The organism is Limnohabitans sp. 2KL-51, from assembly GCF_003063645.1.
Classification (GTDB): Bacteria; Pseudomonadota; Gammaproteobacteria; order Burkholderiales; family Burkholderiaceae_C; genus Limnohabitans_A.
This window is the reverse complement of record NZ_NESJ01000009.1, coordinates 76,181-94,180: the sequence shown is the minus strand read 5'-3', so window position 1 is coordinate 94,180 and position 18,000 is coordinate 76,181. Positions and strand designations below refer to the sequence as shown.

Below are 18,000 nucleotides of genomic sequence, written 5' to 3'. Positions count from 1 at the left end.
TCTACACTTGGGGTCTATGTCCGAGCCCACATTCCCCCTCCAAACCGCTCCTGTTCAAACGGTCGCCATTTCGCTGGACGACCGCAGTTACGACATCCAGATTGGCCAAGGCCTGCTGAGCCGCCCTGAAGCTTGGGCCGGTTTGCCCAAAGCGCAGACCGCGATGATCGTGACCAACGACACGATTTCCCCGCTTTACGAAGCCGCATTGCGCAGCGTCATTGCCCCGCACTACAAAAAAGTACACACCGTAGTGCTGCCGGACGGTGAGGCGCACAAAGACTGGCCAACCCTGAACCTGATTTTTGACGCGCTGCTGGGTTATGGTTGCGACCGCAAAACCGTGCTGTTCGCACTGGGTGGCGGTGTGGTGGGCGATACGACCGGCTTTGCGGCCGCCAGTTACATGCGTGGTGTTCCTTTTGTGCAGGTGCCGACCACACTTTTGTCGCAGGTGGATTCGTCGGTGGGCGGCAAGACCGCCATCAACCACCCGCTGGGCAAAAATATGATCGGCGCGTTTTACCAGCCAGTGCGGGTGGTGTGCGACCTGAACACCTTGGCCACCTTGCCTCCGCGTGAGTTGAGCGCGGGCCTGGCCGAAGTCATCAAATACGGCCCGATTGCCGACATGGCCTTCCTCGACTGGATCGAGGCGAACATCGACGCCTTGATGGCGCAAGACCCGGCTGCGCTGGCCCATGCCGTCAAGCGCAGCTGCGAGATCAAGGCCTGGGTGGTGGGGCAGGACGAGCGCGAAGCGGGTCTGCGGGCCATCCTGAATTTTGGTCACACCTTTGGCCACGCCATCGAAGCCGGTTTGGGCTTTGGCGTCTGGCTGCACGGCGAGGCCGTGGGCTGCGGCATGGTCATGGCCGCCGAGCTGTCGCAGCGCCTGGGCAAAGTCGATGCTGCTTTTGTGGCGCGTCTGAGGGCTTTGATTTCGCGTGCAGGCTTGCCGGTGCGCGGCCCGGTCATTGACGCGGCCGACAACGCAGGACATTACATCGAACACATGCGGCTGGACAAGAAAGCCATCGGTGGCGACATCCAGTTTGTGGTGATCGATGGGCCTGGTCATGCCACGGTTTGCGGTACGCCCGACGCGATGGTGCGCGAAGTGATCAACACCTGCTGCGCCTGAGGCGCTGCGATGTTGCTCAGCGATTTGTCACCCGGGTCTGTGCAAGCAGTCGGTCCTTTGTCGGCCTTGGCCTGCGACCCGGCGCACACCCGGGGGCGCCGCTTTGCCGAGCCGCCAGCGCCCACGCGCAATGCGTATCAAAGAGACCGTGACCGTATCGTGCACTCCACCGCGTTTCGGCGGCTGGTCTACAAGACGCAGGTGTTCCTTAACCACGAAGGTGACTTGTTCCGCACGCGGCTCACGCACTCGCTCGAGGTCGCGCAGCTGGGCCGCTCGATTGCAAGGGCCCTTGGCCTGAACGAGGATTTGGTGGAAGCTATTGCGCTGGCGCACGACCTGGGCCACACGCCTTTTGGACATGCGGGACAAGATGCACTGAATGAATGCATGGCCGAGCACGGCGGCTTTGAACACAACCTGCAAAGCCTGCGCGTGGTCGACCAACTCGAAGAGCGCTACCCGGCGTTTGACGGTCTGAATCTGAGCTTTGAAACCCGCGAAGGCGTTCTCAAGCACTGCTCACGCGCCAATGCCGAGCAGCTGGAGCGGGCCGAGCCCGGTGGTGTGGCGCGTCGCTTCATTGACCGCACCCAACCCAGTCTGGAGGCTCAGCTGTGCAATCTGGCCGATGCGATTGCCTACAACGCGCACGACATCGACGATGGTGTGCGATCGGGGCTGATCACGGTGGCGCAATTGCTGGAGGTGAAGCTGTTTGCGTATTACCACCAGCAAACCTTGGCCGAGCACCCTGGTTTGTCGACCAAGCCGCGACGACTGCTGTATGAAACCATCCGACGCATGCTGAGCGATCAGGTGTACGACGTGATCGACACCACGCGGCAAGCGGTGATCCAAGCTGGTGTGCACACGCTCAACGATGCCCGTCGCGCTGGCCCGTTGGTGGCTTTCAGCACCGACATGAAGTCGCGCAGCAGCGAGCTGCAGAAGTTTTTGTTTGCGCAGCTGTATCGCCACCCGCAAGTCATGCACACCACCGTACAGGCGCAGCAGGTGGTGCACGAGTTGTTTGCCGCTTATGTGGCCCAGCCTGCAGAAATGCCCACCGACTTTGCCGCTGCCACCCACGTGCATCGCACAGTGGCCGACTACATTGCCGGCATGACCGACCGCTTCGCCCTGCGCGAACACGAACGCCTGACGGGGCGCAAGTTGCTGTGAGTCTGGTGCCCGCCCAGCGCGCCGCCTGGATTGTCGTCCTCGCAGGCGGCGTGGCGGCCTTGCAGGTAGGCAAGCTGCCGCCCGCCTTGCCGGCGCTGCAGGCCGAGCTGGGCCTGACGCTGGTGCAGTCCGGTTTCCTCTTGTCCATGGTGCAGCTCGCCGGCATGAGCCTGGCGGTGTTCATGGGCTTGTGGGCCGATGGCATGGGCCTTCGGCGCAGCATGGTGCGCGGCTTGTGCCTGCTGGCGCTGGCCAGTGGCTTGGGCGCATTCGCGACCTCGGTCACCGCTTTGCTGGCACTGCGGGCCATCGAAGGCTTGGGTTTTTTGCTGGTAGCCTTGCCCGCTCCCGCCTTGATTCGTCGCCTGGTGCCTGTGGCCCAACTGCCCGGCATGCTGGGCGTGTGGGGCGCGTACATGCCCACGGGGACGGCGCTGGCCCTGTTGGCCGGGCCGCTGTTCATTCCGGCTTGGGGCTGGAATGCTTGGTGGGGTTTGTTTGCGATGGTGTCGCTGGCCATGGCGGCGGCTTTGCTGCGGGCGGTGCCCGCCGATCCGGTGGCTGCACAACCACGGCAATCGCATGGCGCGGTAGGGTCCTGGCAGCGCTTGCGCAGCACCTTGGGGGCTCGCGGCCCCTGGCTGGTGGCGCTCACCTTTGGCATGTATTCCGGGCAGTGGTTGGCGGTGGTCGGGTTTTTGCCGTCCATTTATGCCGCCGCTGGCGTGAGCGGGGCGCTGCTGGGTGTGCTCACGGCGCTGGCGGCTGCGGTGAACATCGCCGGCAACATGGCGTCTGGTCGATTGCTGCAACGCGGCTGGGCCCCCCGCACCACGCTGTGGCTGGGCTTTGGCGCCATGGCTTTGGGCAGCACGCTGGCATTTGCCGCCGTTACCGAGGGGTGGCCGTGGCTGCGCTTTGCCGGGGTGCTGTTCTTCTCGGGCATGGGCGGCTTGGTGCCGGGCACGCTGTTCAGCCTGGCGGTGCGTCTGGCCCCGGGTGAGCAGCAAGTGGCCACCACAGTGGGCTGGGTGCAGCAGTTGTCTGCTCTGGGCCAGTTTGTGGGACCGCCCGTGGTGGCGGCCTTGGCGGCGCACGCTGGCGGCTGGCAACTCACCCCGCTTTTGACCCTGGGGTGTTGTGCGGTGGGTGCGGTGCTGGCTTGGGCCGCTGGGCGCTTGCTCTCGCAGGCACAATCTCGCTCATGACCGACCTGAACATCCCCGAAATTGTCGACACCGTGCGCTGGCTTGAGCGCGCCGTGATTGGCCTCAACCTGTGCCCTTTTGCCAAAGCCCCGCATGTCAAGGGCCAGATCCATTACGTGCTGAGCGAGGCCAAAGGCCTTGAGGGCCTGCGCGACGAGTTGATTGAGCAGTTACAGGCACTGGTCGCTATGGAAGCCGAAAAGCGTGAGACCGTGCTCTTGATCGTGCCGCAAATGCTGCAGGATTTTCTGGAGTTCAACGATTTTCTGGACGAAGCCGACGCCGTTTTGCAAGAGCTCGATTTGGAGGGCGTGTTTCAGGTGGCGAGTTTTCACCCGCAATTCCAGTTTGCCGACACCGAGCCGGATGACATCGGCAATTTCACCAACCGCTCGCCTTACCCCACGTTGCACCTGCTGCGCGAGGAAAGCATCGACCGGGCGGTGGAGGCTTTCCCCGAAGCCGAAATGATTTATCAAACCAACATTCAGACGATGGACAAGCTGGGGGCTGAGGGCTGGAAAAAGTTGGATGTAGGGCCACACGACTGAGTCGGTCATTCGTAAACCCCGAATAGAGTGTCATTTGGTGGTGTTGTCCCCAATCAAGATGTTGCCTGCAGTGATGCGCACACCGTTTGCATGGCGACCGAGGGGGCTCAACCATGAAATTCTTCCAAGTTGTGGAAGAAATACAGGGTTGCAACGGCATCAATCTGTCTAAATGAAAAGTCAAAAAATAGGTTCAATGGATACATGCCAAAACACAAACTCAGCATTGACCCCAAACCACTGGACCTCGATCTTAGACCTGGTCAGTCGCTGGAGCTGCTCAAAGAACTGCACATCCTGACCCGCGAGGGTAAGCTCAACCAGGACTCGCGCCGCAAGCTCAAGCAGGTTTACCACCTGTTCCAGTTCATCGAAAAACTGCTCAAAGAGTTGCCCGCCAGCGACACCGGTCCCACGCTGGCCGATCATGGTGCGGGTAAGTCGTATCTGGGCTTCATCATTTACGACTTGTTTTTCAAAGCCCTGGGTCGGGGCACGATCTACGGCATCGAAACGCGCAGCGAACTGGTGGAATCGTCGAAAGCGTTGGCTCAAAAATTGGGCTTTGATCGCATGCGCTTTTTGAACGTCAGCGTGGCCGACTCCACCCAAAGCACCGACTTGCCGGAACAGATCGACGTGGTCACCGCGCTGCATGCCTGCGACACCGCCACCGACGACGCCATCGCCTTTGGCCTGCAAAAGAAGGCCCGCTTCATGGTGCTGGTGCCTTGTTGCCAGGCCGAACTGGCCCGGGCACTCAACCAGAACAAGGCGCTCAATTTGCAGCGCACGCCTTTGGCCGAACTGTGGCGTCACCCCCTGCACACCCGCGAAATTGGCAGTCAGCTCACCAACGTGCTGCGTTGCCTTTACCTGGAGTCACAAGGCTACCAAGTGACCGTGACCGAACTGGTGGGCTGGGAGCACTCGATGAAGAACGAGTTGATTCTGGCGAAGTACATCGGGCAGAAAAAGCGCGCATCAGGAGAGCGCTTGCAGGCTCTGCTCCAGGAGTTTGGGGTGGAGGCACTGATGGGGGGGCGCTATACCCTGATCGCTCAACCTCAGGCAGTCTGACCTGGAACTAATTGGTTAATTAGGGTCAGATCCCAATTAAACTGGCGCTATCAATTCGGGAGTTTTCTCATGGCACGCCAACCCCGCCTGACCGTTGCAGGCTATTCCCACCACATCATCCAGCGCGGCAATGACCGCCAGGCCATCGTGCGCGACGATGCGGACCGCGAGCGTTTGCTGACGCTGTGGCAAGAGCATGCGCAAACTTTCAAGGTGGCCATCCATGCTTACGTGATCATGGACAACCATTTTCATTTGCTGCTCACACCCGAAACCGACACTGGCTTGCCGCAGATGATGCAGGCTGTAGGCCGGGCCTATGTGCGTTACTTCAATTTACGGCACCAGCGCACCGGCACATTGTGGGAAGGGCGCTACCGCAGCAACCTGATTGAGAGTGAGCGTTATCTTTTGGCGTGCATGGTTTACATCGACCTGAACCCGGTGCGGGCAGGCATGGTTGGGCAGGCTGCTGACTTCAAATGGTCCAGTCATAGGCACTGTATTGGGCAGTTGAGTGACAAGTGGGTGACGCCGCACGCCCTGTTTTGGGGCTTGGGCAACACGCCATTTGCGCGCGAAGCGGCCTATGCCGATTTGGTGCAAAGCGGTTTGGCGCAGTCCCAAAAGGAGCAGTTGACGCAAAGCGCTTTGTCGGGTTGGGCCTTGGGGACGGCCGATTTTGTAGGGCAATTGCAGCAATCCACAGCGCGCCGACTAATGCCAGGCAAGGCCGGGCGGCCATTTAATAAAATGCCCAATTGAATCTGTCCCCAATTAAATCAAAGTCGACCCAAAAGCGAAATTAATTGGGATCTGACCCCAATTAAAATGTTTGGCATGGATGCTGCTGTGCACTACACTCCTCGGTCTGCGTGAAAACCCTTAGGAGCGCCCATGACTTCGGCCAGTGCAAAAGAACATTTCCAATCGACCGGTTTGTACGATCCGGCCAATGAACACGATGCTTGCGGTGTCGGCTTTGTCGCCCACATTAAAGGACACAAGACGCACGCCATCGTCACCCAGGCACTGCAGATTTTGCAAAACCTGGACCACCGGGGTGCGGTGGGCGCCGATGCGCTCATGGGCGACGGTGCTGGTATCTTGATTCAGCTGCCCGATGCGCTGTACCGCGAAGAGATGGCCCGGGCTGGAACGGCCCCTGACGGCTCTGTGGGCGTGGCGCTGCCACCCTTTGGTGAATACGGCGTCGGCATGGTCTTCTTGCCCAAAGAACATGCTTCACGCATGGCTTGCGAGCAAGAGCTGGAACGCGCGGTCAAGGCCGAAGGCCAAGTGGTGCTGGGCTGGCGCGATGTGCCTGTGAACCGCGACATGCCCATGTCGCCCACCGTGCGTGAAAAAGAGCCGGTCATGCGGCAGATTTTCATCGGACGTGGTGCCGATGTGATCGTGCAAGACGCGCTGGAGCGCAAGCTGTACGTGATCCGCAAGACGGCCAGTGCCGCCATCCAGGCACTGAACTTGACGCACAGCAACGAGTACTACATCCCCAGCATGTCCAGCCGCACCGCGGTGTACAAGGGCTTGCTGCTTGCCGACCAAGTGGGCACCTATTACCTGGATCTGCAAGACGAGCGCTGCGTCTCGGCCCTGGGCCTGGTGCACCAGCGTTTTTCCACCAACACCTTCCCCGAGTGGCCATTGGCCCACCCCTACCGCTATGTAGCGCACAACGGTGAGATCAACACCGTCAAGGGCAACTACAACTGGATGAAGGCGCGTGAAGGCGTGATGTCTTCGCCCGTGTTGGCCGCCGACCTGCAAAAGCTCTACCCCATCAGCTTCGCCGGTCAGTCTGACACCGCTACCTTTGACAACTGCCTAGAACTGCTGACGATGGCGGGCTACCCCATCAGCCAGGCCGTGATGATGATGATCCCCGAGCCTTGGGAGCAGCACACCACCATGGACGAGCGCCGCAAGGCCTTTTATGAATACCACGCCGCGATGCTGGAGCCCTGGGACGGCCCCGCCTCGATCGTGTTCACCGACGGCCGCCAGATTGGCGCCACACTGGACCGCAACGGCCTGCGCCCATCGCGCTACATCATCACCGACGACGACATGGTCATCATGGGTTCGGAGACCGGCGTGCTGCCGATTCCTGAAAGCAAGATCGTGCGCAAGTGGCGTCTGCAGCCGGGCAAGATGTTCCTGATCGATCTGGAACAAGGCCGCATGATCAACGACGAAGAGTTGAAGGCCGGTTTGGCCAGCGCCAAACCTTACAAGCAGTGGATAGAAAACCTGCGCGTCAAGCTGGACGACGTCGCCGCGGCCCCTTTGGCCCCCGCTTCTGATGTGGCCTTGCTCGACCTGCAACAAGCCTTTGGCACCACACAAGAAGACATCAAGTTCTTGTTGGCCCCCATGGCCTCGGCCGGTGAAGAAGCCATTGGCTCCATGGGCAACGACAGCCCACTGGCCGTTCTGTCCGACAAAAACAAGCCGCTGTACAACTACTTCAAGCAGTTGTTCGCGCAGGTGACCAACCCCCCGATTGACCCGATCCGCGAAGCGATCGTGATGTCGCTGGTGTCCTTCATCGGCCCCAAGCCGAACTTGCTGGACATCAACCAGGTCAACCCGCCTATGCGCCTCGAAGTGAGCCAGCCGATCCTGGACTTCGCCGACATGGCCAAGCTGCGCAACATCGAGCAAGCCACTAAGGGCAAGTTCAAGAGTGCGACGCTGGACATCACTTACCCCGCGTTGTGGGGCCGCGAAGGCGTGGAAGCCAAGCTGGCATCGCTGTGCGCCGAAGCAGTGGACGCCATCAAGGGCGGCCACAACATCTTGATCATCAGCGACCGGGGCGTGAACGCCACCCAAGTGGCCGTGCCCGCACTGCTGGCGCTCTCCAGCATCCACCAGCACCTGGTCACTGCGGGCCTGCGCACCACGGCTGGTTTGGTGGTCGAGACCGGCACTGCCCGCGAAGTGCACCACTTTGCGGTGCTGGCCGGTTACGGCGCCGAAGCCGTGCACCCTTACCTGGCCATGGAAACCTTGGCCGCGCTGCACAAAGAGTTGCCCGGCGATTTGTCCGCCGAGAAAGCCCTCTACAACTACGTCAAGGCGATCGGCAAGGGCCTGTCCAAGATCATGTCCAAGATGGGCGTGTCGACCTACATGTCGTATTGCGGTTCACAGTTGTTTGAAGCCATTGGGATCAACACCGAAACCATCAACAAGTACTTCACCGGCACTTCCAGCCGCGTGGGCGGCATTGGCGTGTTCGAGATCGCCGAAGAAGCCTTCCGGATGCACGCCGCTGCATTTGGCGACGACCCGATCCTGGCCACCATGCTCGACGCTGGCGGCGAATACGCCTGGCGCGCCCGTGGTGAAGAGCACATGTGGACGCCGGATGCGATCGCCAAGTTGCAGCACTCCACCCGTGCCAACAACTTCAGCACCTACAAGGAATACGCGCAGATCATCAACGACCAAAGCAAGCGCCACATGACGCTGCGCGGCCTGTTCGAGTTCAAGATCGACCCGTCCAAAGCCATCCCGCTGGAGCAAGTCGAGCCTGCGGCCGAAATCGTCAAACGTTTCGCCACCGGCGCGATGTCGCTGGGCTCGATCTCCACCGAAGCGCACGCCACTCTGGCCGTGGCCATGAACCGCATCGGCGGCAAGAGCAACACGGGCGAGGGCGGTGAAGACGCCAACCGTTACCGCAACGAACTCAGAGGCATCCCGATCAAGTTGGGCGATTCCTTGAAGAGTGTGATCGGTGCAGAAAACGTCGAAGTGGACATGCCTTTGGCCGCCGGTGACAGCCTGCGCTCCAAGATCAAACAAGTCGCGTCGGGCCGCTTCGGTGTGACGGCCGAATACCTGTCCAGCGCCGACCAGATCCAGATCAAGATGGCCCAGGGTGCCAAACCCGGTGAAGGCGGCCAGTTGCCTGGCGGTAAAGTGTCCGATTACATCGGCAAGCTGCGCCATTCGGTGCCCGGTGTCGGTTTGATCTCGCCACCTCCGCACCATGACATCTACTCCATCGAGGACTTGGCCCAGCTGATCCACGACCTGAAGAACGTGGCCCCGCACAGCGACATCAGCGTGAAACTCGTGTCCGAAATCGGCGTGGGCACGATTGCCGCCGGTGTGGCCAAGTGCAAGGCCGACCACGTGGTGATCGCTGGCCACGACGGCGGCACGGGCGCATCGCCCTGGTCGTCGGTCAAGCATGCTGGCTCACCTTGGGAAATCGGACTGGCCGAAACCCAGCAGACCCTGGTGCTCAACGGCCTGCGTGGTCGTATCCGTGTGCAGGCTGATGGCCAGATGAAGACCGGCCGTGACGTGGCGATTGGTGCTTTATTGGGCGCTGACGAGTTCGGATTTGCCACCGCACCGCTGGTGGTCGAGGGCTGCATCATGATGCGCAAATGCCATCTGAACACCTGCCCCGTGGGCGTGGCCACGCAAGACCCGACTTTGCGCGCCAAGTTCACCGGCAAGCCCGAGCATGTCGTGAACTATTTCTTCTTCATCGCCGAAGAAGTGCGCCAGATCATGGCTCAGCTGGGCATTGCCAAGTTTGACGACTTGGTGGGTCGCGCCGACCTGCTCGACATGAAGAGCGGTGTGGAACACTGGAAAGCCAAGGGCCTGGACTTTGGTCGCTTGCTGGCTGTGCCGCAAGTGTCCTCTACTGTGGCTGTGCGCCATGTGGACACCCAAGACCACGGCCTCGAAAAAGCCCTGGACAACGTGCTGATCGCCAAGAGCCGCGCTGCCATCGACAAGGGCGAAAAAGTCCAGTTCATGGAAGTCGCCCGCAACGTGAACCGCTCGGTCGGTGCCATGTTGTCCGGTGCGGTGACCAAGGTGCACCCCGAAGGTTTGCCTGATGACACCCTGCGCATCCAGCTCGAAGGCACGGGCGGTCAGTCCTTTGGTGCATTCCTGGCCAAGGGCATTACGCTGTACCTGATTGGTGAGGCCAACGACTACACCGGCAAAGGTTTGTCGGGCGGTCGCATCGTGGTGCGCCCGAGCTTGGAGTTCCGTGGCGTGGCCTCGCAAAACATCATCGTGGGCAACACCGTCATGTACGGCGCGACCACCGGTGAAGCCTTCTTCGCGGGCGTGGCCGGTGAGCGTTTCGCGGTACGCCTGTCGGGCGCGACGGCGGTCGTCGAAGGCACTGGCGACCACGGTTGCGAATACATGACCGGCGGCACTGTCGCGGTCTTGGGTAAAACCGGCCGCAACTTCGGCGCAGGCATGAGCGGCGGTATCGCTTATGTGTACGACGAAGACGGCGAGTTCGCTTCGCGCTGCAACACCGCCATGGTCAGCATGGAAAAAGTGCTGACAGCGACCGAGCAAGAAGCGCAAGTGGACCGCAAGGTCTGGCACCGCGACCAAGCCGACGAAGCGCAACTCAAGAAACTGCTGGAAGACCACCACAAGTGGACCGGCAGCCAGCGTGCGCGCGAACTGCTGGACCACTGGGCCACGGCACGCGCCAAGTTCGTGAAAGTGTTCCCGAACGAATACAAGCGCGCCTTGGGCGAGATCAACGCGCGCAAAGTGGCGAGCGCGGCCAAGGCCGCCCAGCCCGTGGCCGCCTGAGCCGAACGTCAAGATTGAAGGAATAGCATCATGGGAAAAATCACCGGCTTCATGGAATTTGAGCGCATCGAAGAGGGCTACAAACCCGTCACCGAGCGCCTGAAAAACTACGGCGAATTCGTGATCGGTTTGACCGAAGAGCAATCCAAAACCCAAGCAGCACGCTGCATGGACTGCGGCACACCGTTTTGCAACAGCGGCTGCCCAGTCAACAACATCATTCCGGACTTCAACAACCTGGTGTTTGAAGGCGACTGGAAAAACGCGATCGAGGTCCTGCACAGCACCAACAATTTCCCCGAGTTCACCGGCCGTATTTGCCCCGCGCCTTGCGAAGCCGCTTGCGTGGTCAACTTCAACGACGATGCCGTGGGCATCAAGTCGATTGAGCACGCCATCATCGACCGCGCTTGGGCCGAAGGCTGGGTCACGCCCCGTCCCGCCAAAGTCAAGACCGGCAAGACCGTGGCTGTGATCGGCGCAGGCCCCGCAGGCCTGGCTGCTGCGCAGCAGCTGGCGCGAGCGGGTCATGCTGTGACCTTGTTCGAAAAGAACGACCGCGTGGGTGGTTTGCTGCGTTACGGCATCCCTGACTTCAAGATGGAAAAGACGCACATCGACCGCCGAGTGCAGCAGCTCGAAGCCGAAGGCGTGAAGATCCGAGCCAGCGTGCTGGTCGGCGAGTGGCCCAAGGATTCCAAGGTCACCAACTGGGCCAAGGAAACCATCAGCGCCGAGCAGCTCAAGAAAGACTTTGATGCCGTGTTGCTCACGGGCGGTTCCGAGCAGTCGCGTGATTTGCCCGTGCCCGGTCGCGACCTGGACGGTATCCATTTCGCGATGGAATTCTTGCCGCAGCAAAACAAGGTCAATGCAGGCGACAAGGTCCAGGGCCAGTTGCGTGCCGACGCTAAAAACGTCATCGTGATCGGTGGAGGAGACACCGGCAGCGACTGCGTGGGCACCAGCACACGCCATGGCGCAGTCAGCGTGACCCAGTTCGAGGTGATGCCCGAGCCTCCCGAAAAAGAAGACAAGGCCATGATTTGGCCCTATTGGCCAATGAAGCTGCGCACCAGCTCCAGCCACGACGAGAGCGCCGAAAAAGGTCTGTTGCAACGCGAATTCGCCATCTCCACCAAAGCGTTCATCGGTGAAAAAGGCAAGCTCACCGGCTTGAAGACGGTGCACGTTGAATTCAAGGACGGCAAGATGGTCGAGGTGCCCGGCACCGAGAAAGAATACAAAGCCGACATGGTTTTGCTGGCCATGGGCTTCACCAACCCGGTGGCCACCGTGCTCGATGCCTTTGGCATTGACAAGGACGCCCGTGGCAACGCCAAGGCCAGCACCGACTTCACTGGTGGCTACGCCACCAACGTGCCCAAGGTCTTTGCCGCTGGCGACATGCGCCGTGGTCAGTCGCTGGTGGTCTGGGCCATTCGCGAAGGACGCCAAGCGGCGCGATCGGTGGACGAGTTCCTAATGGGTCAGAGCGACCTGCCACGCTAAGGCTACCTGCTTATAGGTAAAATCCCTATACCGCTAAGGTTTACAAAGCGTATACCTTGGTTCGTTAACATCACAAGAGCCGGACCCCTCCGGCTTTTGTTTTTCATGAACACCCCATCCACACCACCGCCACTTGTTGAGCTGCGCGACCTGACTTTCGGGTACGGCAACCGTGTCATTTTGAAGAATCTCAGCTTCAATGTGCCGCGTGGCCAAGTCACGGCCCTGATGGGTGTGTCTGGTGGTGGCAAGACCACGGTGCTGCGGCTTATTGGCGGCCAGATCCGTTCGAGCCAAGGGCAGCTCTTGTTTGATGGCCAAGACGTCACCCCTATGCGTCAAGCCGAGCTGTATGCGGCCCGTCGTCGCATGGGCATGCTGTTTCAATTTGGGGCTTTGTTCACCGACATGAGCGTGTTCGACAACGTGGCTTTTCCCTTGCGCGAACACACCCGTTTGTCGGAAGACCTGATCCGCGACATCGTGCTCATGAAGCTGGATGCGGTGGGTTTGCGCGGCGCGCGAGACCTGAAGCCTTCCGAGATATCTGGCGGCATGAGCCGCCGCGTGGCCCTGGCCCGTGCCATTGCGCTGGACCCGGACCTGATCATGTACGACGAGCCCTTTGCCGGCCTCGACCCGATTTCGCTGGGCACGGCGGCCCGATTGATTCGCCGCCTGAACGACAGCCTGGGCATCACCAGCATCGTGGTGTCGCACGACGTGACGGAGACTTTTGAGATCGCCGACCATGTGGTCATTCTGGCTCACGGCGGTGTGGCCGCGCAGGGCACGCCTGCCGAGCTGCGGGCCAGCACCGACCCGTTGATTTACCAGTTTGTGCATGCCTTGAGCGATGGGCCGGTGCCCTTCCACTACCCTGCCCCTTCGGCCGCGCAAGACTACAACGGGAGGTCGGCATGATCACCGACATGCTGGGCGCTTTGGGTACGTCCACCCGGCAGATGCTGGCCAATTGGGGTTTTGCCGCTCGGCTGTTTTTCAAGTTGCTGGGCATGTCGGGCGCGGCGCTCAAGCGCTTTGGCCTGGTGCGGGACCAGGTGCATTTTTTGGGCAATTACTCGCTGGCCATCATCACCGTGTCGGGCTTGTTTGTGGGCTTTGTGCTGGGCTTGCAGGGCTACTACACGCTGCAGCGTTACGGCTCGGCTGAGGCGCTGGGCCTGCTGGTGGCACTGAGCCTGGTGCGCGAGTTGGGTCCGGTCGTTGCAGCTTTGTTGTTTGCAGGACGCGCCGGGGCATCCCTCACGGCCGAGATTGGCCTCATGCGGGCCGGTGAGCAGCTAACCGCCCTGGAAATGATGGCGGTAGACCCGGTGCAGCGCATTTTGGCACCACGTTTTTGGGGCGGCATCATCGCCTTGCCATTGCTCGCGGCAGTGTTCAGTGCGGTGGGCATTTTGGGTGGCTACGTGGTGGGCGTGTTGCTCATCGGTGTCGACTCGGGTGCTTTTTGGAGCCAGATGCAAGGCGGCGTGGATGTGTTCAAGGACGTGGGCAACGGCATCGTCAAGAGTGTTGTGTTTGGAGTGGCCGTGACCTTCATCGCCTTGCTGCAAGGCTATGTGGCCAAGCCCACGCCCGAAGGTGTGGCCAGTGCCACCACACGCAGTGTGGTGGTTTCTTCTTTGTCGGTATTGGGGCTGGATTTCATCCTGACCGCGATGATGTTCAGCATTTGAGGAGGACGGCATGCAACGTTCAAAAAATGATGTTTGGGTGGGTTTGTTTGTGTTGATCGGTGCTATCGCCGTGCTGTTTTTGGCGCTCAAGGCAGCCAACTTGCTCACCTGGAGTTTCAGCCAGGACTACGAAGTCACGGCCAAGTTCGACAATATTGGCGGGCTCAAGCCCGGCGCTGCTGTCAAGAGCGCCGGTGTGGTGGTTGGGCGCGTGAAGAAAATCGAATTTGACGGCGAGTCCTTCCAGGCCAAGGTCACGCTGGGCATGCAGACCCAGCACGCCTTTCCTCAAGACAGCTCCCTGAAAATCCTGACCAGCGGTTTGCTGGGCGAGCAATACCTCGATGTCGCGCCTGGCGCGGACGAGAAAAATCTGGCCGCCGGAGACCGCATCGGCTCCACCCAATCGGCCGTCATCCTGGAAAACCTGATCAGCCAGTTTCTGTTCAGCCAGGCCGAGAAACCCACCACTGAAAGCAAAAAACCATGATCGCCTGGACGAAACGCTTTGCCTCGCTGGCCCTGTTGTTCAGCCTTGTGGCCTTGCAAGGCTGCGCCACCGTGAAAACAGCCGATGCGCGTGACCCTTGGGAGTCGATGAACCGCAGCGTCTTCCAGTTCAACGACGTGGTGGACACCATGGCCATCAAGCCTGCAGCCCAGCTGTATGTGAAAGTGCTGCCCAGCTTTGTGCGCAAGGGTGTGGGCAACTTTTTGGGGAATCTGGGCGATGTGTGGTCCATGGCCAACAGCGCCCTGCAGCTCAAGGGCCAGGCCACGGTGGAAACTTTGATGCGCATCCACGTGAACACTTTTTTCGGTCTGGGCGGCTTGCTGGATGTGGCCACCGAAATGCGCCTTGAAAAGCGCAAGGAAGACTTCGGGCAGACCTTGGGTTACTGGGGTGTCAAGCCTGGCCCCTATGTGGTGCTGCCTTTGCTGGGGCCGTCCACGCTGCGCGACACCCTGGCCTTGCCCCTGGACATGCAGGGCGATGTTTCGCGGCAGTTTTCGGATGAGGCCACCCGCAATGCTTTGACCGCGACACGCGTTTTGGACATCCGCTCGGGACTGCTGCAAACCGTGGACGTGGTCATGGCCGCATCGCTGGACCCTTACTCGTTTGTGCGTGACGGCTACCTGCAAAAACGCCGCAACGACATACACGACGGCAACCCACCCTCAAGTTTTGACTACGGTGATGGCGAGGCCGATCCGAAATAAGCCCGTTACAGTTGTTCACACGCATTTTGGCCGCAGGCCGTATAGTTATTTCATGTCTAAATCCGATAACGCTCTTTTCCTGAACCGCCGCCATGTGCTTGTGGCCGCCTGTGCCGCAAGCCTTCTGGGCGCTTCGGGCCTGTCCATGGCTGCCGATGAAGCGCCCGAGGCCTTGATCCAGCGCATCACCAACGAAACGCTCAACGCCATCAAGGCCGACAAAGCGCTGCGCAGCGGCGACATCGGCAAAATCATGCAGCTGGTCGACACGCAACTGATGCCGCATGTGAATTTTCGCCGCATGACCGCGCTGGCCACTGGCCCAGCTTGGCGCAAAGCCACGCCTGAGCAACAAAAACGCCTGCAAGAAGAATTCAAGATTTTGTTGGTGCGCACCTATTCGGGTGCGCTCAGCCAGATCACTGACCAAGTGGTGGTGGTCAAGCCCCTGCGCGCCGGCCAGGAAGACAAAAACCTGGTGGTGAACACCGAGGTGCGCGGCAAAGCGGACCCGATTCAGTTGGACTACCGACTCGAAAAAACCCCGGGTCAAGGCGCAGGCTGGATGATTTTTGACCTGAACGTGCTGGGCGTTTGGCTGATCGAAAACTACCGCAACCAGTTCACCAAAGAGATCAATGCCGGGGGCATCGATGCGCTGATTGCCAGTTTGGCCGCCCGCAACAAGTCCAACGCCAAAGCTTCTTGATCCGATTGACATGAGCGCTCTGAAATTGCCCGCCAGCTTGCTGCACGACCAGGCCGAGGCTTGCTTGGCGCAATGGGTGAAGCAATTGCCGGAGGACTTGCCGCCTTCTGTGGCCCTGGACGCTTCTGGATTGGCAGAGTTTGACTCCTCTGCGCTGGCCGTGTTGCTGGGCTTGCGCCGGGTATTGACCCAAAAAGGCAGTGTGCTGCGGGTCGAGGGCATGACGCCGCGCTTGCGCGAACTGGCCAGTTTGTACGGGGTGATGGATCTGCTCCAGCCCGCTTGAATGCGTGGTTTTTATGTCTTTTGGGGCCACTGCAAGGGCAGCCCTACAGGGCCCGCGGGCCAGCACTTAAAATAGACCTCTTCCATGCCAGCGCTCTCATTCCAATCCGTTTCCAAGATTTATCCGGCCAAACAGGCGGGCGCAGCCGCATTCAAAGCCCTTGACCAGGTCAGCTTTGATGTGGAGGAGGGCGAGTTTTTTGGCCTGCTCGGCCCCAACGGTGCTGGCAAAACCACCCTGATCAGCACTTTGGCAGGCTTGAGTCGCCCCAGCACCGGCCGTGTTTTGGTGCATGGCCACGACGTGCAAACCGACTATGCGGCTGCGCGCCGCCTGCTGGGCGTGGTGCCGCAAGAGCTGGTGTTTGACCCGTTTTTCACCGTGCGCGAAGCTTTGCGCATCCAGTCGGGGTATTTTGGCGTCAAGAAAAACGAAGCCTGGATCGATGAACTGCTGGACAGCCTGGGCCTGGCCGACAAGGCGGGCGCCAACATGCGTCAACTCTCAGGCGGCATGAAACGCAGGGTGCTGGTGGCACAAGCCTTGGTGCACAAGCCCCGCGTGATCGTGCTTGACGAGCCCACCGCCGGGGTCGATGTGGAGCTGCGCCAGACCTTGTGGGCGTTCATCGCCAAACTCAACAAGCAAGGCCACACCGTCTTGCTCACCACCCATTACCTTGAAGAGGCCGAAGCCTTGTGCGGACGCATTGCCATGCTCAAGCGCGGGCAGTTGCTGGCGCTGGAGCGCACCTCTGATTTGCTCCGTTCTGCCACCAGCCAGGTGTTGCGCTTCAAGCTGGATGGCGACTTGCCCCCAGCCGTGGCGTCTATCGCCCGGGTGACGGGTCGCATCGTGCAGTTGCCGGTTCACAACGCGGTCGAGATCGAAAATTATCTGACAACCCTGCGCACAGCGGGTCTGGTGGTCGAAGACGTGGAGATCCGCCAAGCCGATCTGGAAGACGTTTTCCTGGAAGTGATGAACCGCAAACAAACCGCCACCGGAGCTTTGGCATGACCGGCTGGCAAACCCTGCTCTACAAAGAAGTGCTTCGTTTTTGGAAAGTCGCTTTCCAGACTGTGGGCGCGCCGGTGTTGACGTCGGTGCTTTACATGCTGATCTTTGGCCATGTGCTCGAGGACCATGTCAAGGTTTATGACAACGTGGCCTACACCTCGTTTTTGCTGCCGGGCCTGATCATGATGGGCGTGTTGCAAAACGCGTTTGCCAACAGCTCGTCCAGTTTGGTGCAAAGCAAGATCATGGGCAGCTTGGTGTTTTTGCTGCTCACGCCCTTGTCTCACCGAAGCTGGTTCGTGGCCTATGTGGGCTCGTCCATCGTGCGCGGCTTGGCCGTGGGTCTGGGCGTGTTTGTCATCACCGGCTGGATGGTCAACATCACCTTCGTGAACCCGCTGTGGATTTTGGCCTTCGCCTGCATGGGTGCGGCCATGATGGGCGCTTTGGGCGTGATCGCTGGGCTGTGGGCTGAAAAGTTCGACCAGATGGCCGCCTTCCAGAACTTCATCATCATGCCCATGACGTTCTTGTCGGGCGTGTTTTATTCCATCCATTCGCTGCCGCCATTTTGGCAAAAACTCAGCCACCTGAACCCGTTTTTCTACATGATCGACGGTTTCCGTTACGGCTTTTTTGGCCAAAGCGACGTCTCCCCCTGGCTCAGTCTGGCGGTGGTGGGCACTGCCCTGGCCGCCATCAGCGGCCTGACCCTTCACCTTTTGCGCATCGGCTACAAAATCCGGAGCTGACCCC

General features: G+C 60.2%; 16 protein-coding genes. All 16 read left to right on the top strand.

The genetic code is table 11. The features are described from left to right. Positions 1-16: 16 nt before the first annotated feature. The 16 genes from aroB to B9Z49_RS11195 all read left to right on the top strand — a co-directional run bounded on the left by aroB (position 17) and on the right by B9Z49_RS11195 (position 17,996). Entirely contained in the window at positions 17-1,144 is a 1,128-nt protein-coding gene (gene aroB, locus B9Z49_RS11270; protein ID WP_108353541.1) for a 3-dehydroquinate synthase, read from the top strand. A gap of 9 nt (positions 1,145-1,153) precedes the next feature. Continuing rightward, positions 1,154-2,329: a deoxyguanosinetriphosphate triphosphohydrolase gene (locus tag B9Z49_RS11265; RefSeq protein WP_108353540.1), complete on the top strand. Its 1,176-nt coding sequence runs from the start codon at positions 1,154-1,156 to the stop codon at positions 2,327-2,329. After that, a complete protein-coding gene (locus tag B9Z49_RS11260) occupies positions 2,326-3,537 on the top strand; it encodes a CynX/NimT family MFS transporter (protein ID WP_108353539.1) in 1,212 nt (403 codons plus the stop codon). The genes B9Z49_RS11265 and B9Z49_RS11260 overlap by 4 nt, the downstream gene beginning before the upstream one ends. Then, positions 3,534-4,088 carry a DUF1415 domain-containing protein gene (locus B9Z49_RS11255; protein WP_108353538.1) on the top strand — a complete coding sequence of 185 codons (555 nt, stop codon included), beginning with the start codon at positions 3,534-3,536 and terminating at the stop codon, positions 4,086-4,088. Before B9Z49_RS11260 ends, B9Z49_RS11255 begins: the two co-directional genes overlap by 4 nt. 204 nt (positions 4,089-4,292) lie before the next feature. Then, the gene (locus B9Z49_RS11250; protein ID WP_108353537.1) at positions 4,293-5,168 is read left to right on the top strand and encodes an SAM-dependent methyltransferase; all 876 of its coding nucleotides are present in this window, start codon (positions 4,293-4,295) and stop codon (positions 5,166-5,168) included. A 69-nt stretch (positions 5,169-5,237) separates the two neighbouring features. Next, on the top strand, positions 5,238-5,933 hold the full coding sequence (locus tag B9Z49_RS11245) for a transposase (RefSeq protein ID WP_108353536.1): 696 nt from the start codon (positions 5,238-5,240) through the stop codon (positions 5,931-5,933). A 132-nt stretch (positions 5,934-6,065) separates the two neighbouring features. Continuing rightward, positions 6,066-10,790, top strand: coding sequence for a glutamate synthase-related protein (locus B9Z49_RS11240; protein ID WP_108353535.1), 4,725 nt, complete (start codon positions 6,066-6,068; stop codon positions 10,788-10,790). A gap of 30 nt (positions 10,791-10,820) precedes the next feature. Then, positions 10,821-12,302, top strand: coding sequence for a glutamate synthase subunit beta (locus B9Z49_RS11235; RefSeq protein WP_108353534.1), 1,482 nt, complete (start codon positions 10,821-10,823; stop codon positions 12,300-12,302). 105 nt (positions 12,303-12,407) lie between these two features. Continuing rightward, positions 12,408-13,226, top strand: a complete 819-nt coding sequence (locus tag B9Z49_RS11230) for an ABC transporter ATP-binding protein (protein WP_108353533.1) — start codon at positions 12,408-12,410, stop codon at positions 13,224-13,226. Continuing rightward, a complete protein-coding gene (mlaE, locus tag B9Z49_RS11225) occupies positions 13,223-14,005 on the top strand; it encodes a lipid asymmetry maintenance ABC transporter permease subunit MlaE (RefSeq protein ID WP_108353532.1) in 783 nt (260 codons plus the stop codon). Before B9Z49_RS11230 ends, mlaE begins: the two co-directional genes overlap by 4 nt. A 10-nt stretch (positions 14,006-14,015) precedes the next feature. Further along, on the top strand, positions 14,016-14,495 hold the full coding sequence (mlaD, locus tag B9Z49_RS11220; RefSeq protein ID WP_108353531.1) for an outer membrane lipid asymmetry maintenance protein MlaD: 480 nt from the start codon (positions 14,016-14,018) through the stop codon (positions 14,493-14,495). Further along, entirely contained in the window at positions 14,492-15,229 is a 738-nt protein-coding gene (locus B9Z49_RS11215; RefSeq protein WP_108353530.1) for a VacJ family lipoprotein, read from the top strand. The genes mlaD and B9Z49_RS11215 overlap by 4 nt, the downstream gene beginning before the upstream one ends. Before the next feature lie 52 nt (positions 15,230-15,281). Then, complete coding sequence (locus B9Z49_RS11210; RefSeq protein ID WP_108353529.1) at positions 15,282-15,938, top strand: phospholipid-binding protein MlaC; 657 nt, start codon at positions 15,282-15,284, stop codon at positions 15,936-15,938. Between the two features lie 10 nt (positions 15,939-15,948). Beyond that, positions 15,949-16,224, top strand: a complete 276-nt coding sequence (locus B9Z49_RS11205) for a lipid asymmetry maintenance protein MlaB (RefSeq protein ID WP_108353528.1) — start codon at positions 15,949-15,951, stop codon at positions 16,222-16,224. 84 nt (positions 16,225-16,308) lie between these two features. Then, positions 16,309-17,244, top strand: a complete 936-nt coding sequence (locus tag B9Z49_RS11200; protein WP_108353527.1) for an ABC transporter ATP-binding protein — start codon at positions 16,309-16,311, stop codon at positions 17,242-17,244. Then, entirely contained in the window at positions 17,241-17,996 is a 756-nt protein-coding gene (locus B9Z49_RS11195) for an ABC transporter permease (RefSeq protein WP_108353526.1), read from the top strand. The genes B9Z49_RS11200 and B9Z49_RS11195 overlap by 4 nt, the downstream gene beginning before the upstream one ends. Positions 17,997-18,000 lie beyond the last annotated feature (4 nt).

Excerpts from the sequence above, each read along its gene's own strand:
- aroB (WP_108353541.1), top strand. The coding sequence starts at position 17 with ATGTCCGAGCCCACATTCCCCCTCCAAACCGCTCCTGTTCAAACGGTC.
- B9Z49_RS11265 (WP_108353540.1), top strand. The coding sequence starts at position 1,154 with ATGTTGCTCAGCGATTTGTCACCCGGGTCTGTGCAAGCAGTCGGTCCT.
- B9Z49_RS11255 (WP_108353538.1), top strand. The coding sequence starts at position 3,534 with ATGACCGACCTGAACATCCCCGAAATTGTCGACACCGTGCGCTGGCTT.
- B9Z49_RS11250 (WP_108353537.1), top strand. The coding sequence starts at position 4,293 with ATGCCAAAACACAAACTCAGCATTGACCCCAAACCACTGGACCTCGAT.
- B9Z49_RS11245 (WP_108353536.1), top strand. The coding sequence starts at position 5,238 with ATGGCACGCCAACCCCGCCTGACCGTTGCAGGCTATTCCCACCACATC.
- B9Z49_RS11240 (WP_108353535.1), top strand. The coding sequence starts at position 6,066 with ATGACTTCGGCCAGTGCAAAAGAACATTTCCAATCGACCGGTTTGTAC.
- B9Z49_RS11235 (WP_108353534.1), top strand. The coding sequence starts at position 10,821 with ATGGGAAAAATCACCGGCTTCATGGAATTTGAGCGCATCGAAGAGGGC.
- B9Z49_RS11230 (WP_108353533.1), top strand. The coding sequence starts at position 12,408 with ATGAACACCCCATCCACACCACCGCCACTTGTTGAGCTGCGCGACCTG.
- mlaE (WP_108353532.1), top strand. The coding sequence starts at position 13,223 with ATGATCACCGACATGCTGGGCGCTTTGGGTACGTCCACCCGGCAGATG.
- mlaD (WP_108353531.1), top strand. The coding sequence starts at position 14,016 with ATGCAACGTTCAAAAAATGATGTTTGGGTGGGTTTGTTTGTGTTGATC.
- B9Z49_RS11215 (WP_108353530.1), top strand. The coding sequence starts at position 14,492 with ATGATCGCCTGGACGAAACGCTTTGCCTCGCTGGCCCTGTTGTTCAGC.
- B9Z49_RS11210 (WP_108353529.1), top strand. The coding sequence starts at position 15,282 with ATGTCTAAATCCGATAACGCTCTTTTCCTGAACCGCCGCCATGTGCTT.
- B9Z49_RS11205 (WP_108353528.1), top strand. The coding sequence starts at position 15,949 with ATGAGCGCTCTGAAATTGCCCGCCAGCTTGCTGCACGACCAGGCCGAG.
- B9Z49_RS11200 (WP_108353527.1), top strand. The coding sequence starts at position 16,309 with ATGCCAGCGCTCTCATTCCAATCCGTTTCCAAGATTTATCCGGCCAAA.
- B9Z49_RS11195 (WP_108353526.1), top strand. The coding sequence starts at position 17,241 with ATGACCGGCTGGCAAACCCTGCTCTACAAAGAAGTGCTTCGTTTTTGG.